General features: G+C 61.8%; 20 protein-coding genes. 3 read left to right on the top strand and 17 right to left on the bottom strand.

Annotated features, from left to right (window positions below):
- The first annotated feature begins 194 nt into the window (after nt 1-194).
- A complete protein-coding gene (locus tag GX444_13345; GenBank protein ID NLH49566.1) occupies nt 195-995 on the top strand; it encodes a hypothetical protein in 801 nt (266 codons plus the stop codon).
- Nucleotides 996-1009: 14 nt separating this feature from the next.
- Here GX444_13345 and GX444_13350 read toward each other — a convergent pair whose 3' ends face one another.
- The 4 genes from GX444_13350 to GX444_13365 form a co-directional block, all read right to left on the bottom strand.
- On the bottom strand, nt 1010-1420 hold the full coding sequence (locus GX444_13350) for a hypothetical protein (protein ID NLH49567.1): 411 nt from the start codon (nt 1418-1420) through the stop codon (nt 1010-1012).
- Nucleotides 1421-1727: 307 nt separating this feature from the next.
- Nucleotides 1728-3068, bottom strand: coding sequence for a sigma-54-dependent Fis family transcriptional regulator (locus GX444_13355; protein NLH49568.1), 1341 nt, complete (start codon nt 3066-3068; stop codon nt 1728-1730).
- 121 nt (nt 3069-3189) lie between these two features.
- Nucleotides 3190-3759 carry a hypothetical protein gene (locus GX444_13360; protein ID NLH49569.1) on the bottom strand — a complete coding sequence of 190 codons (570 nt, stop codon included), beginning with the start codon at nt 3757-3759 and terminating at the stop codon, nt 3190-3192.
- Nucleotides 3756-4385, bottom strand: coding sequence for a hypothetical protein (locus tag GX444_13365; protein NLH49570.1), 630 nt, complete (start codon nt 4383-4385; stop codon nt 3756-3758). The genes GX444_13360 and GX444_13365 overlap by 4 nt, the downstream gene beginning before the upstream one ends.
- A gap of 232 nt (nt 4386-4617) precedes the next feature.
- Between GX444_13365 and gyrA the strand changes: the two genes are divergently transcribed.
- Nucleotides 4618-7155 carry a DNA gyrase subunit A gene (gyrA, locus tag GX444_13370; GenBank protein NLH49571.1) on the top strand — a complete coding sequence of 846 codons (2538 nt, stop codon included), beginning with the start codon at nt 4618-4620 and terminating at the stop codon, nt 7153-7155.
- Nucleotides 7155-8771, top strand: coding sequence for a hypothetical protein (locus GX444_13375; GenBank protein NLH49572.1), 1617 nt, complete (start codon nt 7155-7157; stop codon nt 8769-8771). The genes gyrA and GX444_13375 overlap by 1 nt, the downstream gene beginning before the upstream one ends.
- Here the strand turns inward: GX444_13375 and GX444_13380 are convergent.
- From GX444_13380 to GX444_13440, 13 genes are all read right to left on the bottom strand, one after another.
- Nucleotides 8768-9469: a hypothetical protein gene (locus GX444_13380; protein ID NLH49573.1), complete on the bottom strand. Its 702-nt coding sequence runs from the start codon at nt 9467-9469 to the stop codon at nt 8768-8770. The two genes, GX444_13375 and GX444_13380, sit on opposite strands and share 4 nt — an antisense overlap.
- The gene (locus GX444_13385; GenBank protein ID NLH49574.1) at nt 9470-10951 is read right to left on the bottom strand and encodes a flippase; all 1482 of its coding nucleotides are present in this window, start codon (nt 10949-10951) and stop codon (nt 9470-9472) included.
- 30 nt (nt 10952-10981) lie between these two features.
- Nucleotides 10982-13249 (bottom strand): hypothetical protein, encoded by a 2268-nt coding sequence (locus GX444_13390; GenBank protein ID NLH49575.1) that lies wholly within the window; start codon nt 13247-13249, stop codon nt 10982-10984.
- Nucleotides 13250-13259: 10 nt separating this feature from the next.
- Nucleotides 13260-14435, bottom strand: a complete 1176-nt coding sequence (locus tag GX444_13395; GenBank protein ID NLH49576.1) for a GNAT family N-acetyltransferase — start codon at nt 14433-14435, stop codon at nt 13260-13262.
- Nucleotides 14435-15964 (bottom strand): B12-binding domain-containing radical SAM protein, encoded by a 1530-nt coding sequence (locus tag GX444_13400; protein NLH49577.1) that lies wholly within the window; start codon nt 15962-15964, stop codon nt 14435-14437. The genes GX444_13395 and GX444_13400 overlap by 1 nt, the downstream gene beginning before the upstream one ends.
- Before the next feature lie 95 nt (nt 15965-16059).
- On the bottom strand, nt 16060-16614 hold the full coding sequence (locus GX444_13405; GenBank protein ID NLH49578.1) for a hypothetical protein: 555 nt from the start codon (nt 16612-16614) through the stop codon (nt 16060-16062).
- 112 nt (nt 16615-16726) lie between these two features.
- The gene (locus tag GX444_13410) at nt 16727-18040 is read right to left on the bottom strand and encodes an HD domain-containing protein (protein ID NLH49579.1); all 1314 of its coding nucleotides are present in this window, start codon (nt 18038-18040) and stop codon (nt 16727-16729) included.
- Nucleotides 18041-18082: 42 nt separating this feature from the next.
- Nucleotides 18083-18841, bottom strand: a complete 759-nt coding sequence (locus GX444_13415; GenBank protein ID NLH49580.1) for an ABC transporter ATP-binding protein — start codon at nt 18839-18841, stop codon at nt 18083-18085.
- On the bottom strand, nt 18838-20325 hold the full coding sequence (locus tag GX444_13420; GenBank protein ID NLH49581.1) for a transglutaminase domain-containing protein: 1488 nt from the start codon (nt 20323-20325) through the stop codon (nt 18838-18840). The genes GX444_13415 and GX444_13420 overlap by 4 nt, the downstream gene beginning before the upstream one ends.
- 47 nt (nt 20326-20372) lie before the next feature.
- Nucleotides 20373-21248 (bottom strand): DNA-processing protein DprA, encoded by an 876-nt coding sequence (locus GX444_13425; GenBank protein NLH49582.1) that lies wholly within the window; start codon nt 21246-21248, stop codon nt 20373-20375.
- An 87-nt stretch (nt 21249-21335) separates the two neighbouring features.
- On the bottom strand, nt 21336-22883 hold the full coding sequence (locus GX444_13430; GenBank protein NLH49583.1) for a hypothetical protein: 1548 nt from the start codon (nt 22881-22883) through the stop codon (nt 21336-21338).
- A 113-nt stretch (nt 22884-22996) separates the two neighbouring features.
- The gene (locus GX444_13435; GenBank protein NLH49584.1) at nt 22997-23524 is read right to left on the bottom strand and encodes a type II secretion system protein M; all 528 of its coding nucleotides are present in this window, start codon (nt 23522-23524) and stop codon (nt 22997-22999) included.
- Nucleotides 23521-25284, bottom strand: coding sequence for a pilus assembly protein PilM (locus GX444_13440; protein ID NLH49585.1), 1764 nt, complete (start codon nt 25282-25284; stop codon nt 23521-23523). The genes GX444_13435 and GX444_13440 overlap by 4 nt, the downstream gene beginning before the upstream one ends.
- Between the last annotated feature and the right edge of the window lie 121 nt (nt 25285-25405).

Raw genomic sequence — 25405 nt, forward strand, 5'->3', positions numbered from 1 at the left:
AAGCCCGATGCAAAACGGAAAATCGAAAGGGAACAACCAACTGGACGTGGGTCTATCAGGCCTCGGCTCCGAACTCTACGTAACCAAGGGGACATTTTTGCTGCACAGTTGAGGGGACATATTGCCTAAGTATAAACAGGCAGCGCGTGTTAACTTGGCGGCGGATGCTTTCCCGCCGAAGGAGAATACCACTCATGTGGCGAACCATCGTGCCGCTCTTGTTGTTGATGCTGGCGGCAACGGCCGTCGTGGCGCTTTCCCAGGACACGCCCGCCGAACCGCCGGCGGAACCGGCCGCCGAGCCGCCGCCCGCGGCGGCGACCTACGCCCTGCCGGTGATGCTGCCGGCCGACTTGCCGCCGCGCTGCGCCGACTGGGCCCGGCAAAAACGCGCGCAATTCGCCGCTGACGACCGCCGGCGCGACCGGCTCGTCGACCTGGTCTTCGCCGGCGACTCGCTGATCGAAGGCTTCGCCCCGCTGCCCCTGGCCGGCCGTTACGAGGTGGTGAACCGCGGCATCGCCTGCGACACGACCCGCGGCCTGCACGAACGGCTCCTGCGCGACGTGGCCGCCCTCCGCCCGCGGCTGGCCGTGCTGCTCATCGGCATCAACGACCTGTTTCTGCTCGACCGGCTTCCGCCCGACGATCGGTCGCTGCTGACGGCCGTCGACATCGAATCCCTGGCGCTGCGGCTCCAGGGCCACCGCATCAAACCGGTCGTGCTTTCCCTGCTGCCGACCCGCGTCCCGGTTCCCGGGTTGAGCGTCGACGGCACCAACGAGCTGATCCGCGATCTCAACGTCGAACTGCGGCGTTTCTGCCGGCGCTTGGGCATTCTTTTCGTGGATGTGCACGGCGCGCTCGCCGATCATCGCCGCTGGCTGCGGGAAGACCTCACGGGTGACGGCCTGCATCCGAACATGGAGGGGTACCGGCTGCTGAGCAATCTGCTCGCGCCGGTACTGAAGACGGAGTTGAAGGAGCCGGATTAAGCGGTATCGGCCGGCTACATCAACGAAAGCTGAATATGCTTGCCCTCGATTTCGAGGGAGAGAGGATCGCGTTCTTCGGTCGATTCGAAGTACTTCTTGTAAAAGAAGTGCCGGTCTTCATCGGTGATGCTTTCGATGCGGGCCGAAACGCGGATCGCTTTGCGTTCGCGGTTCGGATTCGCCTCGGTCACCCGCGTGACGAAGGGCACGACACGACGGCGGTACAAGACCTGGTCGTCGGCATCGGCGTCGGATTCGCAGGCGTTCTTGAACGAAGCCTTGATGAGAATCATTTCGCCCTGATCCAACGGTTGATTGACGACGTACGAGCAAACCATGTCATTGAACAGTTCGAAGTCGTTGATGTTGACGTCGGCGGCGCTGATCGTGCTGATTTGTTTCGTGTTCAGTTTGCTGGCCCCCATCGGATCACCCCTTTTCGTCAAATGGAACCGTTTCCCCGTTTTTTTCTGTCGCGCTTTCTCTTGACGCTCTACCTAATAGCAATGCCCGTGCCACTTTGTGAAAATGGCACCGAATGCCAGAATATTTCATTTTGATGCATCTTTCTGGATACTTACGGCGACAAAACTGGAGCCATCGGAAAAAGAAGCCTGAAAACGTGTGGTCCATAACGGATCAACGCCATTTTTTTGACTTTCGATTTGATTCGTTTCGGACCATTATTCGTTTAGGGGAAAAAAGTGCCTCAAGCGGTTCAAAATGGACCAGCTAATTGGAACTAAGCAGTCTTTTCAATCGGTTACGGCTGATATCCAGCAATTTTGCGGCTTCGGACTTGTTGCCGCTCACCGATTCCAAAACCCGGCGCACATAGATGTTGGTCGCCAAGTCCAGGGGCATGGGTTTTTCCAAACCGGCCTCCGGACGGCCGATCGTCTCTTGCGCATTGGTCACCAGGTCGATCGCCGTGATCCAGGAGCCCGTGGCCAGCAGGCAGGCCCGCTCGATGGCATTGCGCAATTCGCGCAGATTTCCGGGCCAGGCATAGGTCAGCAGCTTCTGGCGGGCGTATTGGTCGAAGCCTTGAAAGCGCCGGCCCATGTGCTGGTTGTACTGCGTCAGAAAAGAATCGGCGTAAGCCAGAATGTCGTCCGGGCGGTCGCGCAGCGGCGGCAGATGCAGCCGAATGACGTTGATCCGGTAGTACAAGTCCTCGCGGAACGTCCCCTCCTTCATCATTTTTTCGGGATCGCGATGGGTGGCGGCGATGATGGAACAATCCATCTTACGGCCCTCGCTGCCGCCGATGCGCGTCACGATACGATCCTGCAGAAAGCGGAGCAGCTTGACCTGGGCGGCGGCGGGCAGATCGCCGATTTCATCGAGAAACAGCGTGCCGCCGTCGGCCCGTTCGATCAGGCCCGCCTTGCCCTTGGCCAGCGCGCCGGTGAAGGAGCCCGGTTCGTAGCCGAACAGTTCGGATTCGAGCAGATTTTCCGGAATCGCCGCGCAGTTCACCGGCACGAACGCCCCTTCGGCGTGCGGGCTTTGGTAGTGGATCTGGCGGGCCAGCATTTCCTTGCCGGTTCCCGAATCGCCGGTGATCAGCGCCACGATGTTGGGAAACTGCGTGATCTGGCGCACCGTCCGGTCGATCGCCGCGAAGGACGGGTGACGGCTCTGGTAGAGGGTCGCGAAAAATTCCTCTTTCTGGCGCGACCGCAGCTCGTCGACCTTGTTGCGCAACAGAAAGGTTTCGTGGATGCGCCCGACCCGCGAGAGGACTTCCGGCAATTGCAGCGGCTTGGAAAGGAAGTCGCAGGCGCCCAGCTTCATCGCCTCGACCGCCATTTCGATGGTGCCGTAGCCGGAAATCATCATCACCTCGGTGCCGCGGTTCCGGCGGCGGATCAACTGCAGGGCTTCGAGGCCGTTCATGCCCGGCAATTGCAGATCGAGCAGCACCAGAAATGGATTCTTTTCCTTGATTTCGGCCAACGCCGGCTCGGCCTGATGGTAGACGTGCACCGCGTAACCGGCGTCGGCGAGCAACCGGTCCAGCACCTCGGTGATCAGAATTTCGTCATCGACAACAAACAGGGTATCCACGCGGTGCAATCCTTCGCCGCCGGCCGGCCGTTTCGCCGTTCTACGGTTTTTTTGGATTGTACTATAGAAAACCGGGAAAGGAAAAAGCCGCCTTCATTCGCGGCGTTTCAGCCACCCGCTGTCAGAGCGTCAACAGGCAGTGAATAACGTCATCGCACACGCCGTAGAAATCCAGGATGCATTGCAGGTAATCGTCGCCGTAATGCTTCTTGCCGGCGATGCACCAGGCGACGGCCTTTTCGCGGTCGATCGCGTGGCCGTCCTCGTCGGTGAACGCCATGTCGCATTGGTCGTACATCCACAGATAGGCTTTCGTGCAATCGGCGACGGCATCCGTGGCGGCGTCGGGGTCGTCCCATTGGCCGTAATCGTTTTCGCAGCCGCCGACGCACTCGGTCCAGAACGAACAACGGGAATACGTGCGGTAGCAATCGAAATAGCATTCCGCGAGCCGCTGGCCGTAGTGTTGCTCGCAACTCGTCGCGGCCTGCTCGGCGGTCAACCCGCTCAACTCGATCCCGCAGGCGGACATCGCCTTGACCAGGTCGCCGCAGGCGGCCGCGGCCGCGCTCTCTTCCGCCTCGCCGTCGCAGACGACGCAGGTCGTTTCATCGGCGCAGGAAAACGCCAACAGTCCGGCCAACAGCGCCAGCAGCGAACCGCCGAGCCACCATCCGTTGCGCCCGCTCATGACCGGCCTCCCTCGAACAGGGCGTTGATGCAATCCGCGATATTGTCGCAATTCGGCGCCAGGTCGACGATGCAGTTCTCGATGTCCTGGTAGAGGTCGTCGCCCGCCTCGCAGGCCGAGATCGCATCGGCTTCGGAAATTTCGTTGCCGTCCTCGTCGACCAGCACAAAGCCGCAGGTTTCATACATAAAGACGAACGCGCTTTCGCAATCCCACGGCAGCGGCGCGGTGTCGTCGTCGTCGGCGTCCCAAGAATCGTCGTCCCACCAGGTGTCGTCGTCCGGCCAGGTGTCGTCGTCGTCCTCCGGGTTGTCGCAATAGGCGAGGCAATCGCGCCAATGATCGCAATCATCGTAGAGATCGTAGCAGGCCTGGGCGCAGTCCCAGAACGATTCGGCTTCATCGCCCTCGCAGGCCGTCAGGGCGCTGGGGCGCGACAATCCGGCCGGCGCCAGGTTGCAAGCGTCGTAGGCGCGGGTCATCGCCTCGCAGGACCTCGCCTCGGGGTCGGGGCAGGAAACGCAACGTTCGCGGGTCTTGCCGCAGCCGGAAAAACCCGCCGGCCATGCCGTGACGATCAGGCAGCCGATCGCGAACCAGAAAAGGCAAATCGATCCCTTGCGCATCGGATAACCTCCCTCCCGGGTTAAAAGAACCATATTCCGATCGACCGGGGGTTGTCCAGGGGGAATCGTCCGGTACGGTCCTTCGGCCGACTCTTTATAAGTAGCCATTAATATTGATCTTTTTTTATATCGCGTCCGGCTCCCGGCCTTGACCCCGAAACCAAAATATCGTATTAATACGCGATTGCACCACGGCGGATTTGAACACGCCATCAAAAGGATATTTGAACGAATGGCGCCAGAGCAAAGACTACCGGTCAACATCGAAGACGAAATGAGGCAATCGTACCTCGATTACGCGATGAGCGTGATCGTGGGCCGCGCCCTTCCCGACGTGCGCGACGGGCTCAAACCCGTGCACCGGCGCATCCTGCACACCATGAACGAAACGGGCAATCTGCCCGGCAAGGCTTACCGCAAAGCCGCCCGCATCGTCGGCGACGTCATGGGCCAATACCACCCGCACGGCGACGCGGCGATTTACGACACCATCGTGCGGATGGTGCAGACGTTTTCGCTACGCTATCCGTTGGTGGACGGGCAGGGCAACTTCGGCAGCCTCGACGGCGACCCGGCGGCCGCCTACCGGTACACCGAAGTGCGGATGCACCGCTTCGCCGAGCAACTGCTGGCCGATATCGACAAGGACACCGTCGACTGGCAGCCGAATTACGACGAGTCGAAACAGGAACCGGTGGTGCTGCCCTCGAAGGTGCCCAACCTGCTGGTGAACGGCTCGGAAGGCATCGCGGTCGGCATGGCCACCAAGATTCCGCCGCACAACCTGCGCGAGGTCGTCAACGCGCTGATCGCGCTGATCGACAACCCCCATTTGCAGACCATCGAGCTGCTCGATTACATTCCCGGCCCCGACTTTCCGACCGGCGGCTTCATCTACGGCCGCCAGGGCATCATCGACGCCTACGCCACCGGGCGCGGCAAGATCATCGTGCGGGCCAAGATCGACACCGAGGAGAAAAACGGCCGCGAGCAGATCGTCATCGGCGAACTGCCCTATCAGGTCAACAAGGCCCGGCTGGTCGAGGAGATCGCCGACGGCGTGCGCGAAAAGCGCCTCGAGGGCATCGCCGACCTGCGCGACGAATCCGACAAGGACGGCGTGCGCGTCGTGCTCGACCTGAAAAGAGACGCCAACAGCGCGGTGCTGATCAACCAGCTTTACATGTCGACCAACTGCCAGACGACCTTCGGCATCATCCTGCTGACCATCGTCGACGGCCAGCCGCGCATCCTGAACCTGCTTGAAATTTTGCAGGAGTTCGTGGCCTTCCGGCGCGAGGTCGTCACCCGGCGCACCAAGTTCGAACTGCGCAAGGCCGAGGAACGCGCCCACATCCTGGAAGGCCTGAAAATCGCCCTGGACAACCTCGACGCGGTCATCGCGCTGATCCGCGCCAGCGCTACCGTGGACGTGGCGCGCCAGGGATTGATGAGCCGGTTCGGCCTGTCCGAGCGCCAGGCGCAGGCGATCCTCGATCTGCGGCTGCAAAAACTCACCGGCCTCGAACGCGACAAGATCATCGAGGAATACAACGAACTGCTGGCGCTGATCGCCCGCTTGAAGGAAATCCTCGCCAACGACGCGCTGCTGATGCAACTGATCAAGGACGAGTTGGTCGAACTGCGCGACAAGTTCGGCGATCCCCGCCGCACCGTCATTCTCGACGACGCCGGCGAATTGAGCCTCGAGGATCTGATCGCCGACGAGCAGGTCGTCGTCACGGTGTCGCGCGCCGGTTACGTCAAGCGCAACGCGGTCGGCGAATACCGCGCCCAACACCGCGGCGGCAAGGGCAAGATCGGCATGGAAACCAAGGAAGAGGACATCGTCGACCAGGTCTTCGTCGCCGACACCCACGACCACGTGCTGGTCTTCACCACCGCCGGCCGGGTCTACTGGCTGAAGGTCTACCAGATTCCGCCGGCCGGCCGCGCCAGCCGCGGCAAGGCGATCATCAACCTGCTCAACCTGCAGCAGACCGGCGAGACGATCGCCGCCGTGCTGCCGGTCAAGGCCTTCCTTGAAGGGCAGAATATCGTCTTCGCCACCCGCCGGGGCGTGGTCAAACGCACCGACCTGATGTCTTACGCCAACCCCCGCGCTTCGGGCATCATCGCCCTGCTGCTCGACGAGGGCGACCAGGTGATCGGCGTCAAGCTGACCGACGGCAAGCAGGACGTGCTCTTGGCCACCAAGCTGGGCAAGGCGATCCGCTTCCGCGAAACCGACGTGCGCAAGATGGGCCGCAGCGCCCGCGGCGTGCGCGGCATCACCCTGGCGCCGAACGACGAGGTCGTCTCGATGGAAATCGTGCGGCCCGGCGCGTCGCTCCTGACGGTTTGCGAGCACGGCTACGGCAAGCGCACCCTCGAGGAAGAATACCCGGTCAAGCATCGCGGCGGCCAGGGCGTGATCACCATCAAGACGACCGAGCGCAACGGCCAGGTCGTCGGCATGCTGCAGGTCACCGAAGAGGACGAACTGCTGATCATCACCGACGCCGGCAAGCTCATCCGCCTGCGGGTCGGCGACATCAACGTGATCGGGCGCAACACCCAGGGCGTGCGACTGATCGACATCGAGGAAAGCCAGCGGGTCGCCGCGGCCGACCGCTTCGTCGGCCAGGCGCTCAACGGCGACGACAACGGCGACGCGCCCGACAACGGTCACGCGCCCGACGACGAACCCGCGCCCGACGACGAATCCGCGCCCGACGACGAACCCGCGCCCGAGAACGGCGAGGCTTGATGAGCGCGGCCGGCGACGCCGCCCCGTTCCGCCGCGCCGCCGGCTGGATTCTGCTCGCCGTGCTGCTGGCCGGCGGGCCGACCCTCTGGCTGCCGCTGGGCCGCGATCAAGGCATCGGCCTGTACATCGCCGACGTGCTGCGGCACGGCGGCGCGCCCTACAAAGATGCCTGGGAAATCCGCCCGCCGGGCATCTTCTACGTTTACGCCGCCGGTCTGGAGTTGTTCGGCAAACACGGCTGGTCGCTGCGCCTGCTCGACTTGCTATGGCAGGGCGCGACCGCGCTCGCGCTGGGCCTGTTGGGGCATCGCCTCTTCGGCCGATGGGCGGGCCTGATCGCCGGCGCGCTCTACGCGGTCGTTTATTTTCTGGGCAACGATTTTTGGAACCTCGGCAACACCGACGCCTTCGTCGCTTTGCCCGCGACCCTCGCCTTGCTGGCGGTGCTGCCGCGTGCGCGCGGGCCGCGCTGGGCGTGGGATCTCGGCGCGGGCCTGCTGATCGGCGCGGTCTTTCTGCTGCGCTTCACGCACGGTCTGCTCTTTCTGCCGGTGATCGCGTTGTTCTTCGCCGGAACGGCCGGTCCGTTCGGCGCGCGCGTGCGGCCGGTTTTCGGCCGCCTCGTCGCCGCCGGCCTCGGCTTCGGGCTGGCGGTCGGCGCCTACGCGCTGCATCTGGTCGTCACCGGCGCCTGGAGCGATTTCTACTACACACTGTTCGTTTTCGCGCCGCGCTACGCGGTGCTGACCCACCACGGCAGCGCCGCCGCCTTCCTGTCCTTTTTCCGGCAGGTCGTCGGCGGCTTCGCCTGGAAGTACGCCGTCCTCGTTTTCCCCGCCGGCGCGATGCTCGCCTGGGCCGCGCGCTACGAGCGCCATCCTTTTTCCGTGGCCGCCGTCTTGTGGATCTTCGGCACGCTGGCGGGTATCGCCGTGATGGCGAAGTTCTATGCCTACCACTGGCTGCCGCTGTTCGCGCCGCTGGCGCTGGCGGCGGGCTGGTACGGGCAACGGCTGGCCGGAGCGTGGCGCCGCCGCTTGCTGCCGGCCGCGCTGCTCGCCACGGCGCTCGCCGTTTTCGGCCTCGGCGCGTTCGCGGTCCGCTTCGGCGCGCTGGCGCCGCGCCGCCTCGCCGACGCCTGGCAACTGTCGACCGGCGCGCTGACCGCCGACGCCTACCGGCAGCGCTTCGACACCCTATCGACCGGCGGGGATTTTTCCGCGACCGCGAACTACCGCGCCGCCGACTACCTGCGCTTGCACACCGCGCCCGGCGACGGCGTTTACATCTGGGGTTTCGAGACGCTGATTTATTTTCTGGCCGACCGCCGGCCGCCGACGCGCTTCTGCTCGAACTATCCGATCGTCGCCAAGTGGCACAAGCGGGAATGGTACGAGGAACTGGTCGCGGCGCTCGCCGCCCGCCCGCCCGCCTACGTGGTGCTGGTCACCCGCGACGAAATGCCGTGGATCACCGGCCAGGGCCGCGACTCGACGGCGATGCTCAAGGCCGAGTTCCCGGAACTGCGCGACTTCATTCTGAACAATTACCAGGCGGAACTGGTGATCGAGAACCTCGTGCTCTGCCGCTACCAGCCGTTGGCCGGACAGCCCTAACGCAGCAACTCGGCGGAAACGAAACCCGCGCGCAGCAACTTCGGCAGCTTTTGCAGCATCCAGGAACGGCCGCGGCCGCCCAGGGGCGCGCCGGGATCGGCGTCGATCGGCGAGAGCGCCAGCGCGGTGCCCGGCCGCGCGGCCAGCGCCCGTTGCAGCAACCGCACCGGAACGAACCGCACCACCTCGTCGGCCAGCGGCCGGCCGTGCCATTCGGCGAGCCACAGCGCGGGCAGGCCTTCGCCTCCGCAGCCGAGCGTCTGGCGGATGCCCGCCTCGCGCAGCGCCGTCACCCGGGCGGGATCCAGGCGGCGATTATCGGGAAACGGCGGCAGGAAACGAAACGGCCCGGTCAAGCCCAGGACGTTCAGGGCGTCGACGGCGTTGAGCACCTGGTGTCGCAGGGCCGCGGGCGTCAGCGACCACGGATCGATTTCATTGTCGGTCAGGACGGCGATTTCGCAGCCGGCCGCAACGACCTGCCGAATCAACTCCGGTTCGCCGCGGATCGTCTCGCCGAAAAAGCCGACCGTCGCCGAATCGGCCGCCGCGACGATTTGTTCGAGCAGGTAGTTCAGGGAAGAGGCCAGGCGCGGCACCGGCGCGGGCAATTTCGCCCCCCGGCCGAGCCGCCGCCAGGCGACGTGCCGCCAATCCACCGCCGGCACCAGCAACACCTCGCGAATCGGCCAGCGCATCTATCGCCCCGCCGGCGTTTTCGGCGCGAACCGGCGCCGTAGCGGCGTCAGCAACAACCGGCGGTCCGCCGCGTCGAGCACGCCGCAGATCCAGGCGAACGCGGGGTACAGCACGAAGCCGGCGACCAGCGTCAGCGCCAGCCGTCCGCCCGCCGGCCATCCGGCCAGCACCCACCGCGACAGGTAGTAGAGGCTGCCGGCCATCAGCAGCGTCGCCGCCAGCGTGCGCAGCAGCGGGCCGCGCAACGGCACCGCGCCGACCACCGCGTGAATCGCCCACAGGTTGATGACCAGCAGGATGCCGAAGCTCAGCACCGTGGCGATCGCCGCGCCGTACAGGCCGTACGGCGGAATCAGGATCAGGTTCGCCACCAGGTTGATCGCCGCGCCGATGCCGGTGATCACCGCCACGCTACGTTCGCGGTCGGTGGCCCGTAGCGTCTGCGACAGCAAGGGATTGATGCCGTCGAGCGCCTGCCCCCAGACCAGGATCGCCAGGGCCGTCGCCGCGGGCGCGAAGGAAGCGCCGAACAGGAGGGGCATCAGGTCGTCGGCGATCAGCGCCAGTCCGGTGGCGGCGGGCAGGACGAACGCCACGAGGTAGCGTAGCGATTGGTGATAGACCTCGCGCAGGCGGTCGGGGCGATCGACAAACAGCCGCGAAAGCACCGGGTAGATGGCGGTGACGAAGCTCGCCGATAACAGGCCGAGGCCTTCCATGACCTTGTAGGCGGCGTTGTAATAGCCGACTTCGCTTTCCGGCCGGAAGAACGAAAGCATGACGATGTCGAGGCGCGCGTAGAGCATGACAAACAGCGTGGTGACGAAAAACGGCCAGGAGCCCTTGAGCAGCGTCAGCATCAGCGCGGGGTCGAAACGCGGCGCGGGCGCCGCCCCCACCCGGCGCAGCATCCCCAGCGCCAGCCCGAAGGTCAGAAACTTGGCCGTGGCGTAGCTGAGCACCAGCGGCGTCAGGCCGTAGCCGAGCCACAGCACGGCGCCGCCGACCGTCACCGTGATCAGCGTGTTGCCGATGTTGAGCAGCGCCGACAGGTCGAGGCGCTCGAAGCCGGCCAGCGCGGCGTGATAGCTGTTGGTCGCCGTGTCGAACACCAGCGCGAAACCCAGAATGAGAATCGCCGCCACGGTGTCCGGGTGGTAGCCCAGGTGCGGGGCGATCACCCGCAACGTCGCGAAGAGCAGCAGCGAAAACACGAAATTGGTCAGCGACACCTGCGCCAGGATGAGCCCGGCCTTCTGGGGCGCCCGGGCGGTTTCCCGGATCAGATACGGCCGCGCGATGTAGTTGGGCAGCACCGCCGCCAGGCCGACCAGCGCCGTCGCGGTCGAAAACCGGCCGAAACCCAGATCGCCCAGACGACGGGCCACGTAAACGAAAAACGCCAGGCTGAGGAACTTGGTGATCAGATTGCCCGCCGCCAGCGATGCGGTGTTTTTCGCAATGCGGGCGAAGGTGCTCATGGCTCTCTTTCTTTCGCCGGTCGCGGCCGGTTACAGCAGGAAGCCCGCGACCAGATACAGCGCCAGGCCCAGAATGATGGCGCTGGAGAAACCGAAGTTCACGGCCAGCAGCATCGCCGCCACCGAACCCAGCACGCTGGCCGCGGAATTGACCGCGAACATCCAGGTCACGCCGCGCGGGTAATCGTAACCCACCAGCCGGATGCCCAGCGGGAACGGCATGCCCATCAGCAGGCCGAGCGGCAGCAGGAACAGGACGGTCAGGCCGATGCGCAGCGGCAACGCCAGGGCCAGGGTCTCGTGGAACAGCCGCGGGCTGACGATGAGCAGCACCGCGACGTACAGCGCCAGCGCGCCGACGATCACCCGCAGGCGCGGCACGGTCCGGTCGGGATAGATGCGCTCGGACAGCCCCGCGCCCAATCCCGAGGCCAGCAGAATTGTGAAGAGCACGACGGTCAGCGCGTAGGTCGGATGACCGAGGTAGAGAATGAACTTCTGCATGATCGCCACCTCGACCAGCAGGTAGGCCAGGCCCAGCGCGGCGAAGTACAGCGCAAAGCGGAACGGCGGCTTGGCCTTGCTTTCGCGGGTCAGCCAGGCCGGCAGCAGGATGAACAGCGCCACCAGCCCCAGCACCAGCGCCCCGAGCGCGTAAAGCACCAGCGGGCCGAGGTTGTGGATCTTGGCGCTGTAAGCCTCCTTGAAGACCTCCGGCAGGTTCCGCAGCCGCAGGGTATAGAACAGGAACGGCCGGTTGTCGGTGGTCGGCGAGAGATCCTGCTTCTGCTCGGCGAACCAGGCGGCGAAATCGCCCCGCTCCGCCAGTTCCTTGAAGCGCGGGTCGTCGCCCGAATGATAGGGGCTGTAGACGATCGGCAGGTTCAGCTTGGCGCAGTGCTCGACCAGGTCGCCCATTTCCTGCAGCGTGAACTCGTCCTTCTTGATCATCAGGTTGGCGAAGGCCTCGTCGCGGGCGATGAAGAAGTGCCGCTCCGGATACTTCACGCCCTGCTGCAGCAACACGGTTTTCGCCAACGCCATCAGGCGCAGCACGATTTCCTGCGTGTCGTTCCAGCGCTTGATGCTGATCATGCCGCCCGGCGCGAGGTGGTCGAAATACTCGTGCATCGCCTCGACGGTGAAGACGTTGTTTTCGGAAAGCGCGAACGCGCCGGCCGCGGTGGCCGCCCAGGTGTCGATCAGCGTGAACTGGATGACGTCGAATTTTTCGTTCGTGCGCCGGATGTAGCTGCGGCCCTCGTCGATCACCACGTCGACGTCGGGGCGGTTGTAGAGGCCGCCGGAGACGTTCGCGAAACGGTTGCGCACCAGATCGACGACCAGCGGGTTGTATTCGAGCGCGACGACGCGCTTGGCCCCGGCGTCCAGCGCCGTCAGCACGTGCTCGCCGCCGCCGGACCCGAAGATCAGCGTCGTCGAGCCGGGCCGGATGATGTACGGCAGGCGCTGCAAATAGGCCGCGGCGTCCTGGGTCTTGGCGGTGTCGCCGTCGAACGGCGTGATCGGCGTGTGGGCGATGCCGTCGATCTCGATCATGATGTCGCCGATGTCCGGCCGGGCGAAGGCGATGACGCGCGAGAAGCTGTTCCAGTCGACCGTCAGGCGGGCGGGCTCGCGGTTGCCCTTGACGTAGCGCGGCTCCAGCAGCGTCGACCCGGTGGTCAGGTGAAAGATCGCCACCGCCAGCAGGCCGCCGGCGACCGCCAGCCCCACCGTCCACCGCGACTTTTTGTCGGCCCCGCCGGCCGTCACGCCGCCGAGCGCCGCCAGCGCCCCCGCGACGAGCACCGCCGCCGGACCGCCGAACAGTTTCAGGAGCGGCACGGTCAGCAGGCAGCCGAGGCCCGCGCCGATCAGGTCGAAGAAATACACCACGCCGGCCCGCTTGGCCTCGAGCTGCAACAGCAGCGAAATGAATAGGCCGCCGGCGACGAACGGCAGCGCCGAAACGGTGTAGACCAGGGCCAGTTTGAGCAGGCTGGCGCTGGTGAATTCGAAATCGCCGAGCTTCATCGTCAGCAACAGGGCGATGAGCAAACCGCCCGCCGCGCCCGACGCCGCGCCGGCGAAAGACAGCGCCGCTTCTTCCCGGCCGGCCAGCCGGGATCCGAACCAGTGGGCGAGCAGCGCGCCCAAACCCATGCCGAATAGACTGACGCTGATCGCGAGGAAGGCGAAGTGGTACCACATCACCACCGAGTACACCCGCGTCAGCACGATTTCGGTCGCGAGCATGGCGCACGCCACCAGCGTCAAACCCAACAAACGGCGCATTCGCATTTCGTTACCTGCCAATCAAGCGCTTCACCTTGGCGCGAAGCTGGTCATCGGTATTGATGGCGCTATGCCACATGAACAAGCGGCCGCGCCATCCGCCGCGCGCGGCCTGCCACTCTACGAGTTCGCGTTTTTCCCGGGCCCAATGCAATTTGTAGGCGGCCTCGCCGCGCAGAAAATCGTAGACCCGCGCCCCGCGCTCCACCGCGTCGGCGACGGCGAAGTTGAGCGCGACGTAGCCCAGGTTGTACGTGTCCCAATGCGGATCGGGATCGCTGCCCTGCTGGTACAGGTACAACCGGTCGCCGATCTGGTAGCCGTAGGTGGCGAACACCGGCTGCTCGTTGACCCGCAGAATGCCCAGCCGCAGCCAGCCGCGTTCCAGCCCCGCCGCGGCCATGTCGTGATGAAAGCCGACGAACCGCTCGTTGACGAACACGCCCGGCAGGCCGTCGGCGTTCCAGCGCGCGAGGTGCAGCCGGATCAGCGTTTCCATCGCCTCGTGCACGGTGGCCGGATCCTCGTGAAACACGTGCTCGACCTTGTGGTTGAGCTGCAACTGGCGCAGTTTCTTGCGGGCGTTGTAACGGCTCTTTTTGCTGAGGGTTTCGAGATACTCGTCGAAGGTCGCGGCGAGCGGTGCGTACGGCGCGAAATAGCGATGGCGGCGGCGCACCCGGCCGCACTGCTTTTCCAGCGCCGCGCCCAGCGCCGGCAGCACCGGGCTGTCGATCGCCATGTCCGCCAGGTCCAGCACGTCCCAGTCGCGCGCGGCCTTCAGGTGCGCGGTCATCGCCGCCAGCACCTCCGGCGCCCGCTCGGGCGCGACGATCGGCTGCAGAAAATCGGAGCAGATTTCCCCGCTGCCCAGGTACGCCAGCACCCGCACCCGCGTGCCCTTCGCCGGCAGCGGCATCTTGCGCGGGCCGATCATCTCCACCTCGACCTCGCCGAAGGTGCGTTCGGTCAAAAACAGCGGCCAGATGCCGATGACCGCCTCGCCGTCCAGCGCGGTCAGTACGCGAAGTTCGCCCAGCGACTGGTAATGCTTCCACCAGATCCGGTTCCAGAGGTGCGAGCCGAAAAGCGAATCGCCCGCGCCCTGGCCGGTCAGGCTTTCCCACGCGGGCCGCAAGGCTTCCAGGCCGGCCAGGTCGGTGACCGCGCGAATCGTCAGACCCATCACAGCACCTCGCGCAGCTTTTTGAACCAGCCCCACTTGCCGATCACCGTGTCCTTCATGAACCGGGCCAGCCGGTATTCGATCGGGAACTCGTAACGCAGCCGATGGACGCGCCAATGGCTGATTTTCGACAGCAGGCGCAGCGGCAGGCGCAGCTTGTGGGTCCGCAGCCGCTCGCGCATCGTCGCGTCGGGGATGGCGAACTTGAAGTAAAAGCGGGTGGCCATTTTCAGCAGTTCGGAAAGCCGCGCGTCGACCCACGGCATGTTCGGATCGTAGGGGCTGTAAATGAGAAAATCGCTCAGTTTCTTGGCGTACGGCAGGCCGAATTTGTGCGCCCAATCGTAGAGGGGCGTGTCGGGAAACGGCGTGTAATAGAAATACGAGCTGTCGGCGTCGGGCGCCAGTTCCTTGAGTTCGGCCATGTAGCGCAGCGTCATCTTGGTATCGACCCAGTTCTTTTCGTCGGGGAAGCCGACCATGAACGAGTACACCGGGTTCATGCCGTACTTGATGACCCGCTCCGAGCAGGCCCGCACCGCCTCGGGACCGATCTCCTTCTCGATCAGGTCCATGATCCGCTGGCTGCCCGATTCGCCGCCGATCGCCAGTTCCCGGCAACCGCTGTCGCGGATCATCGCCATCAGGTCGTCTTCGTAGGTCAGCAACTGGTCGACGCGCACGCTGCATTTCCAGGCGATATTCAATCGGCGTTCGATCATCCCCTCGACGATCCGCCGCGCCCGCACCTTGTTGGTGAAAAAGTTCGAATCGTGAAAATCGACGCCGGCGACGCCGTAGCGCTCCTTGAGGTAGGTCAGGTCCTCGAGCACGCGCTCGGCGCTGTAGCCGAACCAGCCGCGCTCGAACATCGCCGTGATGTGGCAGAAGCGGCACTTGCCGTGGCAGCCGCGCGAGGACGTGTAGTTGATGGCGCGATCGATGCCGGCGATCATTTGCTGGCAGCGGCCGCCGTCGCGCTCGATGTACCAGTTGAGGTCCACCTTGTCCCAGCCGGCGGCGAACTCGTCGAGATTGCGGTCGAATTCGCGCGGCGCGGTCCGTTTGATCTCGCCGTCGCGCTTGTAGGCGATGCCGGGCACGTTCGCCGCGTCGCCGCCGGCCGCGAGGGTCGTCAGCAATTCCGGCAAGGTCGTTTCGGCCGTGCCGACGGTGCAGTAATCGAGCGTCGGCTCGCCCAGGTTGGCCTCGGCGGCCATGGCGGCCTGCCAACCGGCGAAAATAACGGGCATTTCCGGGTGCAGCCGCTTGGCGATCTGCGTCGCGGTGATTAGGTCTTCGAGTTGGCGGCCGATCTTGCCCATGATGACCAGGGCGAAGGCGTCGGACAGTTCCTTTTGCAGCGTCGCTTCCCAGTCGTCGGGATGCCGTTTGGCGTCGAGAATCAGCCCCGACATGCCGTGCCGGTCGCAAAGGGCCGCCAGGCGCATCGAGGCCAAAGGTACAAAAGTGAATAAAACCGGTTTTTCCTCGCGACCGTAGGCAAAGACGATTTTACAAGGGGGCATTATGAGACCTTCTTTGCTTCATTTGGTAGATACATATTCGACATTTTAATGGGAATACTTGAATCAGAATAGTGGGAAGTGAAAAACAATTTAATCTACTGAACTAAATTAAGGTTCCTTAAAAAACTGGCTGCCTTTTCAAGATCCTGTTGTTTTATTGTCCAACCATAGTCCTTTCCAACTTTTTTAATTTCATCAAAAGTAATACTTTCCCCTTTATTTAAGCATAAAAAATACGCCTTGGCAGCAATAGAAAGGTCTAGATAGTTTAAGCCGCTACTTTTTGTTTCAATATCTTTTGCAGCTGTCTGAATTCTCGTCCATTCTTCAGTGCGTTGACTAGCTAGCATCTCGGAAACACTTTGCCCCATAGTAGTTAAAGAAAAATCGTGTCTCGCCATTTCAAAACCAGAAGGATCCAAACCGGCCCCTGATATCTTTTCTTCAATATATCCTAAAGCTTTTAATGTCGAATTTGTATTTTCAATAATTGGCGAGTAAGGCCCATAGTAATGCGGTTTATAGCCGAGGTTTATTCCCAATTTATGACCAAGGAAGTAAACCCTTTTCTGTAAAACAGTTTTACCATTGATGCTATTGCCAAATGCTTTATAAACAAGAAGAAGAAAATGTGTGATTTCAATGTTCATTTTCGCTCTCCCTGGTTGCAAAGCTGTTCACAGTCTCTTTTATCGGCATTTCAAGCGCCTGAATTAAGCGTTCTCTCTTTTCGGGTGTAGAGTAATTTACCGGCGCATAAATTTAAACATGATACTCATTCATTTTTTCATTTATAGAACGAAATAGAGAAGATTCGATCTCAAAACGGCGATATTTATTGTTGGCTAAATGGATCATGATTTCTGATTCATCTTCTGTCGATTGGGATTTTACAGACTTAACTTGGAATACATTTAATATTACATATCTATTTTTAACAGCTGACCTTATATCCGTCACATCAAAAGCGATTCCTAGATTTTGACATTCCTTCTCAATATTCTGACATAATTGACTCTCCAACAACGATCGCGTTTCTTTTTTTTCTGGTCTCATTATTGTCTGGAGTATCTGTTTTTCTTTAGCATTAAAAGCATCTCCTAATACTTTGTGGTAAACCCTTTTAAAAAGGTGCCTATTTTGAATTCTTAACATAATATTATAGACTAAGGTTGACCTATTTTTTTCCTCCAAGGCGCGACTGAAAATTTCATTATCGTCCCATTTTAGATACTCACCCATATATTTATCTGTACTTTCATAATGATAAATATTGTATAACCAGTCTAAATTATCTTCTTCTATTCCAAGGACAACCGCACGAACAATCATTTCATCCGTGATCAATCTTACTCGATGGCGATAGACCTGATTAGTTAAATAATACTTTGCTAAAATATATTGTTCCAATGAGTTTACGCCATCATTATCTACCATTAAATAATGCTCGCCAGCAACATCCGGAATTGAGCACATCTCTCGCTGCAATTGATCAAGGTCGAAAATGCCATACTTTACGCCACAATAATAACTGTCTCGCAAAAGATAATCCTGTTTATCAGCATCCAATGGACCTGTAATTATCGATTTAAGAATAGGAGAGCGATCATTTTCGCTTAATATTTTTACAATATCCATTCGTTGATCTCTGGAAAGGGGACGGTCCAAGTCAGGATGAGTCTGGATAATTTGGTGTGTCAGTTTTTCATGGATTTTCTCTTTTTCTATTTTTTCGACATTTCCTTCATTACCTTCTCCATACAGTTCAAGAATTGTTTCCGAAACATGGGAAAAGGGGCCATGGCCTAAATCATGTAGTAATGCTGCTTCCTTTACCAGGCGTATTTCATCTTGCGATAAGCCCAATTTTAACGCCATTCGACCTGCAACTTCAAATACCCCTAAAGAATGTTCAAATCTTGAATGTAGTGCGCCTGGATAAACTAAATAGGCTAATGCTAGCTGTTTGATTCTTCGTAGCCGTTGGAATAATGGAGTATCAATGATTTTTGCATCATTTTCTGTTAATTTTATAAAACCGTGGATTGGATCGCGTAAACTTCGTGTCTCAGCCATTCATTTCCTCAATATATTTTACTTATACATATCAAGAATAAATCACTCGCGCAAGACGCCGACCAGGTCGGCGAGGTCCTCGCCGCCGGTCAATTCGAGGAAAATCGACTCCAGCCGGCCGCCTTCGTTCCGGTTGGTGGCGCGCAGCTCGGCCATGGTGCCCAGGGCGATGATCCGACCCTGGTTGATGATCGCGATGCGGTCGCACACCTCCTCGGCCACCTCGAGGGTGTGGGTGGACATGAACAGCGTGTGGCCGTCGGCGGCCAGTTGGCGGAAAATGCGCTTGACCAGGCGGGCGCCCTTCGGATCGAGGCCGACCATCGGCTCGTCGACGATCAGCACCTTCGGCCGGTGCAGCAGCGCCGCCGACATGATCAGCCGCTGCTTCATACCGTGCGAAAAATTCTCGATCAGTTCGTCGGCCCACTTTTCGAGCTCGAACATTCGCAGCAACTCGCCGCCGAAGCGGTCGATTTCCGCCGTGGGTACGGCGTAAAGCCCGCCGACGAAGCGCAGAAACTCCCGCGCGGTCAGCTTTTCGTACAAATACGGCCGATCCGGAATATAACCGGTGACCGCCTTGGCCGCGATCGGATCGGTCAGCGCGTCGATGCCGTCGATGAAAATCTTGCCGCCCGTCGGCTGCAACATCCCGACCAGCATTTTGATCGTTGTGGTCTTGCCGGCCCCGTTCGGCCCCAGAAAGCCGAAAACCTCCCCCGGCCGCACGTCCAGGTCCAGGCGGTCCACCGCCACCAGCTTGCCGTAATTTTTCGTCAAACCCTCGGTCCGGATCATGGCGTCTCCAGCACCTCGATCTTCAGGTTGCCCATCACGCGCAGAATATCGACCTGCTTGTCGAGCCCGCCCGAAACGATGCGCAGGTGCGTCGCGTCGGCGGGGAATTGGCCGAAGGTCGCGTCCACGCTCACCCATTCGCCGACGTAAACGCTGTTCCAGGCGTGGTAGTAAAAAGCGCCGTTCACGTAAACCAGGCCGATGTCGATCCGCGCCGGCAGGCCGAGCGACCGCGCCAACGCCGTGTACAGCGAGGCGTGCTCGTTGCAGTCGCCGCGCCGGATCTGCAGCACTTCCTTGGCGCTGGTGATGGAAATCAGCGGCTTCTTTTCCAGGTTGTCGTGAACCCAGGAAGCCAGCACCCGCGCCGTCGTGAGCGCGTCGATCGCAACCGGCACGATCTGGCGGGCCTGCGCGACGATCGCCGGATCGTCGCTTTCGATTAGCGGCTCGGGCTCCAGCAGCGCCCGCATTTCCGGATCGTCGGTATGCAGGGGCGGTTTAAACGTTCCCTTGGCCGGCGGCTCGGGCACGTGGACGGTCAGCACCCCGTCGGCAAAGGTCTGCCGGCTGTCGCCGAGCGGCAGATCGTCCAGGGAAGCGCCCGCCAACCGCACCGTCAGCCGCCGCGCCTCGCGCGGCTTGGGGATCGGCCGGTCGACGGGCACGCGGGCGATCTCGGGCAGGTCGGCCGGTTTGTCGCGCCAGTTTTCGGTCAGCGCCGCCTGCCGGGTTTCACGCAGCATGGTGATGTTGGCCATGGTCTGTTCGAGGGTGTTGCCGGCTTCGTCGACGATGGCCACGGCGGTGGTGCCCGCCATTTCCGTTTCGACGCGGTAGGCGACGATCTTCCGGCCGTCGGCGGCCGCGGGCTCCAGGCGCTGGGTGACGCGCACCCGGGCCTTGTCGTAGCGGCGGGTCATCGGATCGAAGAACGGCAGTTCCACGGTGTTGCCGACCTTGAGCCCGCCCTGCTTCGACAGCAGGGAAACGATGTCGTCGGGCATCACCGGCACCTCGGGCAGCGCCATGGTTTGCTTCTGGGTCGCGCCGGCGGCCTCGATTTCGAGTTGGATCTCGTTGCCGCGCACCTGGCCGGTCACCTTGAACTTCATTTTGTCGGACCGCATGACGAAATCGACGTACTGCAGGCGGTATTCGGCGTCGGTCAGGATTTTGCTCTCGGTGCGCATCACCTGTTCGGTGCCCTGAATGGCCAGGCGCATGTAGGTGTCGGCGTCGGTGCGGAAGCCGGTGGCGATCTCGCTGCGCCGGGTCATGGCGTAGCCGATTTTGTATCGTTCGCCGTTGGGTTGATTGATGTAGATGCCATACCACTCCTGCCGGTCTTCGTCTTCGGAAGCGGCGGCGGCGGCGACGGCCAGCCCGGGCGGCAGGGATTGCGCGGTGATCTGGCGATAGGCGAAAAGAGCCAGCAAACCCAACCAGACAAAGATGCAAATCCAGCGCAACGGCTTGTTCATGCGGTCCTCTAACCGGAAAGGTAGCGATTTGCCGCGATTGACGCAACCTAGGCCGGCGAATCCACCGGCCGTAGCAGGTAGTGCAGAATCGGCAGGGGATCCGGCGCGGATAACGGCAAACCGCCTTGCGACAGGATCAAGGCCGGCAATTCGGCGCCCGCGCCGCTCGCGCCCGTCCAGGCGAAGACCAGCCGGCCGAGACGGCGCATGTGGTGGTACGAACTGGCGCTGCCGCTTTGCAGCCGGCCTTCCACCACGACCAACAAGCGCGCCAGGCCGACGACGATCCGGTTGCGGGTCGGGAAAAAATCCTTGCGTGGCGGCGTGCCGGGCAACAGTTCGGTCAGGATGCAGCCGCGCTCGGCCACGCGGTCGAACAAATCCTGGTTGCTCGCCGGGTAAACTCGGTCGATCCCGGTCGCCGAAACCAGCACCGTCCGGCTGCCGGCCGACAGCGAACCCTCGTGCGCCGCGGCATCCACGCCCAGCGCGCCGCCGCTGACGATCGTCACCCCGATGCTGGCCAGGGCGTTGGCCAGGTCGTGCGCGAAGGACAAGGCCGCTTCGCCGGCCTCGCGCGCGCCGATGATCGCCACGCTGAAACTATCGAGTGGCCATAATGGACCGCGGCGAAACAGATAGGGCGGCGGCTCGGAGATCCGGTCGAGCAAGGCGGGATAGTCCTCGGCCCCCAGATAGACGCCCCGGCCGCCTTCGGCGAAGTACCGTTCCAACCCGCCGACCGCGCCGGCCAGCGGGGCTTTGAGGCTGTCGTGCGGCGTGACCTGGCTCCAGGCGTGCAAGGCCGCGCGCGGGCTGCCGTGCAATCGAATCAACTCCGCAAAATGATGAGCGCCCACCCCGGGGAGGCGCGACAGGCGCACCGCATCCACGAAATTGTCGCGGTACTCATTTTCCTGCATGATGGATTAACTATACTACCGCGCCCGGGAGAAATCCAGGCGTCGAAGAAACTATCAGATCAAATTTTTTATCCCGAGGGCGATCCGTTACCGGCCCGGCGATACGGCGACGCGCAGGTATTGCACCCGGCCGTTCAGCGTCGCTTCAACCGCGCCGTCGGCCGCATCGCCCTGCGTAACCGTTTCGCCGTTCTGGTCGTACAAGATCCAGGTGCCGGTCGCGCCGGGCGGCAACGGCACGGTGACCGTCGCTTCTTCGTCGAGTTTCGGAGCGGCATGCCAGATGCCGAGCGTCCAGTTGCCGCCATCGTCGGCAAACGCCAGGGCATAGTTGTCGTCGCCCCAGGCCAAGGCCGCGCCCAGGTCGCCGGCGTAGCGTGAGCCGCCGAGCATCAGATGAACCCCCATCAGCGCTTCGAACGAGGGTTTGACCTGCGGTTCGCCCAATTCGGGGTTGGTATACAGGCCGAACCAATCCTCGGTGGGAAGATCGATGTCCGCGGCATCGTTTTCATTGAAGAAGGTATACCAGTAATAGCTTGCGGCGCCGGCCGACCGGGCCAGCATCACGCCGCGCGCCAGGTAGGCGGCCTGCCGGTCCTCGCCGATGAAAAAGTCCGGCCAGCCGACCTCGGTCAGATGAATCGGCAAATCGCCGCAGCCGATGTCCTCCAGCAGGCCGCGGGCCTCGGCGATGCTGTCGCGCAGATTCGGATAATGGTAGATGGTGAGATCGACCGTCAGTTCGGGGCCCGGTTGTTGCAGGAACGTATAAGGATGGATCGCCAGGGCGTCCATGTAATCGCAGATGTCCGGATGCGCCTCGGCCACCCGGGCGATGAAGTTCCAGATGCCGCGCGGATCGAGCAGATTCGGATCGAAACCCGAGAGGCCAGTGAAGATGACGGTCGCCGATTCGTCGTTGGCGTGAATCGCCGTGTAGGAGGCTTTCAACAAATCGCCGTAGTGCTCGGGGCTGGGCGGATCCCAGAACATCGAGGTATTGGCCTCGTTCCAGATTTCCCAACGCTCGATTTGATCCGCGTAACGGGCCGCCGTGGTCGCGGCGAAATCGGCCCAGACCGCCGGATCGATCTCGTTCGGGCTGCCGCCGGGCGCCGCCCAGCCGACGGAATGAGTCAGGAACGCCGTCGGTTCGATGCCGGCCTCGGTCAGCAGACCGACCATGACGTCGTAGCCGGCGAAATCCCAGACGTTGTCGCTCGGTTCGATATGGTTCCAGTAGAAGCCGCGCCGCGAGTAGCTCACCCCGGCCTCGACGTCCCGCGCGATTTCGAAGTTGCGCGCGTAATCGTCCTCCACGTCGTAACTCATGTGGCTGGCGATCGCCAGCATTTCGTCGATCGCGATGCCTGACGGTGCCATGCCTTCGTATGGATTGGGTGTGGTGTCGTCGTCGTTGTCGTCGTCATTGTCATTGTCGTTGTCGTCGTCGTTGTCGTCATCGTTGTCGTCATCGTTATCGTCATCGTCGTCATCGACGGGAGAAGCGTCGTCGTCGGTTTCGCCGGCGCCGGAATCATCGTCGTCGTCGTCGCCGGCGCAGCCGGCGAGAAAAAGCATGGTCAACAGCCAGATCGATCCGAAAACCAAACGGGAAAAAGGTCTTTTCATTTGTTCGCTCGCAGTTGGCGGTGAAAGTGATCCGAGGTTTAAAGACCCGGTGAAACAAACGTCTTGCTGATTCTATGAAAAATTCGCCGTCTGGCAACCGAAGGTGAGGCGCGTTATTCGTCGAGGTTTTTGAAGGTCGAAACTTCCAGCACCGCGTTCAACAGGGTCGGGTCGTCGAAGCGGGCCTCGATGTGCAGTTTGCGGACCCGCAAAACCTTGCTCGAATACTCGATGTCGTAAAGCAGGTTGGCCAGTTCGTCGAGCTTGATCTTCTGCAGGCGCATCTCGACCGATTCTTCCTTGTAGAACTCGCTCTTCGGCTTGGCCTTGGAGACCATCGATTCGATGCCCTGCTTGATGTTGATTTTTTCGGCGATGGTCGATAGTTCGGAAAGCAGCGACAGGTTTTTGTTGCGGTTGATGCCGCCCTCGATCGCGTTGACGTCTTTTTTCACTTTTTCAAAATCTTGATAGAGGCGCATCATTTCGCGCAGGTCACGCTGCTTGGCGGCGATTTTGGAATCCAGCCCCCCGATGCCGAGTTTCGGCAGGACGATCGTCCACAACAGCAGCAGGACGGCTACGCCGGCGCCGGAAATCATCAGAATGCGTTTTTGCCGATCGTCGAGATTCAGGTTCATGACGGCTTCGCTTCACCCGCCGGGGCCGCCGGGGGCTTGGGGGTTCCCTGCGGCGCCGGGGCGCCGCCGGTGGTTTTGGGTTTTTTCTCCTGCAAGGTGATCAGGAACCGGAATTTCACTTTTTCCGAAACGGTCGTGCTCGATTCCTTTTTCACCTGTTTGAAGGCCGGCAACTTTTTCAACGCTTCTTCCAGCGCGTCCACGTCGGGGAACGAACCCACTTCGCCCTCGAGCTTGAGGCTTTCGGTGGTCAGGTCGAATTTCTTGATGTCCACCACGATGTTCGGCGGAATCAATTCGCTCAGCCCCTTCAGAATTTCGATCGCCCGCAGGTTGTCGTCGCCGAAAAAGCCGACCGCGTGGTACTTGGCCATCGTCTTGCCGATCTGGCTGCGGAACTGATCGAGCGGCTGCAACGGCGGCGCGCCGCCGGGAAACGCCTTCATGTAAAGCTGGACGATTTGATCCTGCACCTGTTGGAGCTGGCGCCGCTTCTGCATGTGGCCGGCGATGATGTTGTAGGCGAGCAGCAAGACGATGATGCCGCCGATGATCGCGATGGAGCGCAGCGACGATTTGATGGCCAACTGCTGGCGGCGGTAAATGAACGGCCCGTGGCGCAGGTTGAGCGCCACTTTCCGCAAGGGATCGTAACCGCGTGAGGCCAGGGCGAGCGCCCGGCCGAAGCGGGCTTGTTGCAGCCGATCGGGCGGACCGGCGAAGGCCGGCGTTTCGGCCGGAAACGGCGCCAACCAATCGACCTCGACGGCGAGTTCCTCGGCCAGCGCCGCGGCCAGACCGTCGAGAAAACCGCCGCGCCCCGTCAGATACAGGCGCGTCACGACGATTCCCTTTTCGGAGCGAATGCCCTGCAGGGTCTGCCGCAGGCGGATGAAAAACGGAACGGCGGCGCCGCGCAAGGCCTGGCCCAGGACATCGTTGGCGTTCAGGCTGGCTTTTTCGCGCTTGACCGCTTCGGCGCGCACCGGATCGAGGCGTAAGGTTTCGGCGACCGCCCGGTCGAACACCTCGCCGCCCACCGGGATCGAGCGCAGGTCGGCGAGTTGTCCCTCGTTCATGATGACCACGTCGGCGTGATTCGACCCCAGATCGAGCACCGCATAGGCGCCCATTTCCTGCGGCAACGCCTGGCGCGCCGCGGCAAACAGCCCGTAAGGCGACAGGTCGAGGAGCCGCGGATCGACGCCGGCCTGGGAGACATGCCGCAAAAACATTGCGACTTCCGGCTTGGGAGTCAGCGCCACGAGGACGCGAAAACCGCCGTCCGGATCCTTGCCGAGCACTTCGAACGACAAATGCATTTCATCCAGGTCGAAGGGCACCTGGTTTTCCAGTTCGAAAGGTAGAATCTGCTCGATCCGGCGGCGATTCTCGAAGGGCAGGGTCAAAATACGCGTCGTCGCCCGCGTTCCGGGCAGCGAACAAGTGACTTCGTTGAATTCCAGTTGGTGTTTTTTCAGCAGATCGGCCAGGGCAAATACCCAGGGTGGCGGCGTTTCCTCCCCGGCCGGCGCGACGGGCTCGTTTTCCGGCGCCGTTTCGGCCGGCGGTTCCGTTGCCTTCTCGGTCGCGGGTGCTGGTTCGGGCGCGGCGGGCGGCAGGCGATGGGCCACTTCCTCGGCGGACGGCACGGGCTCCAGGTAGGCGCCGAGCACGGCGTAGGTGCGCCACGAAGCCTCTACCAATACGGCCTTGATTTCCGTTTGGCCGATATCGATGCCCAATACACGATGCGCCATCTCGGTATTTATCCTTGTATCGCGACCGGTAGTTCGACCCGTCGCGGTCCGACTCGGTTCAACAGCCGTCGAAAACACGGAAATTTTCGCTTCTGTCTACCAGAACGGCCGGTCGCCTGCA

The sequence above is a fragment of the Myxococcales bacterium genome (genome assembly GCA_012517325.1).
Classification (GTDB): Bacteria; Lernaellota; Lernaellaia; order Lernaellales; family Lernaellaceae; genus JAAYVF01.

Excerpts from the sequence above, each read along its gene's own strand:
- GX444_13425 (NLH49582.1), bottom strand. The coding sequence starts at position 21,248 with ATGCAGGAAAATGAGTACCGCGACAATTTCGTGGATGCGGTGCGCCTG.
- GX444_13415 (NLH49580.1), bottom strand. The coding sequence starts at position 18,841 with ATGATCCGGACCGAGGGTTTGACGAAAAATTACGGCAAGCTGGTGGCG.
- GX444_13400 (NLH49577.1), bottom strand. The coding sequence starts at position 15,964 with ATGCCCCCTTGTAAAATCGTCTTTGCCTACGGTCGCGAGGAAAAACCG.
- GX444_13410 (NLH49579.1), bottom strand. The coding sequence starts at position 18,040 with ATGGCTGAGACACGAAGTTTACGCGATCCAATCCACGGTTTTATAAAA.
- GX444_13375 (NLH49572.1), top strand. The coding sequence starts at position 7,155 with ATGAGCGCGGCCGGCGACGCCGCCCCGTTCCGCCGCGCCGCCGGCTGG.
- GX444_13395 (NLH49576.1), bottom strand. The coding sequence starts at position 14,435 with ATGGGTCTGACGATTCGCGCGGTCACCGACCTGGCCGGCCTGGAAGCC.
- GX444_13390 (NLH49575.1), bottom strand. The coding sequence starts at position 13,249 with ATGCGCCGTTTGTTGGGTTTGACGCTGGTGGCGTGCGCCATGCTCGCG.
- GX444_13435 (NLH49584.1), bottom strand. The coding sequence starts at position 23,524 with ATGAACCTGAATCTCGACGATCGGCAAAAACGCATTCTGATGATTTCC.
- GX444_13385 (NLH49574.1), bottom strand. The coding sequence starts at position 10,951 with ATGAGCACCTTCGCCCGCATTGCGAAAAACACCGCATCGCTGGCGGCG.
- GX444_13350 (NLH49567.1), bottom strand. The coding sequence starts at position 1,420 with ATGGGGGCCAGCAAACTGAACACGAAACAAATCAGCACGATCAGCGCC.
- GX444_13360 (NLH49569.1), bottom strand. The coding sequence starts at position 3,759 with ATGAGCGGGCGCAACGGATGGTGGCTCGGCGGTTCGCTGCTGGCGCTG.
- GX444_13430 (NLH49583.1), bottom strand. The coding sequence starts at position 22,883 with ATGAAAAGACCTTTTTCCCGTTTGGTTTTCGGATCGATCTGGCTGTTG.
- GX444_13365 (NLH49570.1), bottom strand. The coding sequence starts at position 4,385 with ATGCGCAAGGGATCGATTTGCCTTTTCTGGTTCGCGATCGGCTGCCTG.
- GX444_13440 (NLH49585.1), bottom strand. The coding sequence starts at position 25,284 with ATGGCGCATCGTGTATTGGGCATCGATATCGGCCAAACGGAAATCAAG.
- GX444_13405 (NLH49578.1), bottom strand. The coding sequence starts at position 16,614 with ATGAACATTGAAATCACACATTTTCTTCTTCTTGTTTATAAAGCATTT.
- GX444_13345 (NLH49566.1), top strand. The coding sequence starts at position 195 with ATGTGGCGAACCATCGTGCCGCTCTTGTTGTTGATGCTGGCGGCAACG.
- GX444_13380 (NLH49573.1), bottom strand. The coding sequence starts at position 9,469 with ATGCGCTGGCCGATTCGCGAGGTGTTGCTGGTGCCGGCGGTGGATTGG.
- GX444_13420 (NLH49581.1), bottom strand. The coding sequence starts at position 20,325 with ATGAACAAGCCGTTGCGCTGGATTTGCATCTTTGTCTGGTTGGGTTTG.
- gyrA (NLH49571.1), top strand. The coding sequence starts at position 4,618 with ATGGCGCCAGAGCAAAGACTACCGGTCAACATCGAAGACGAAATGAGG.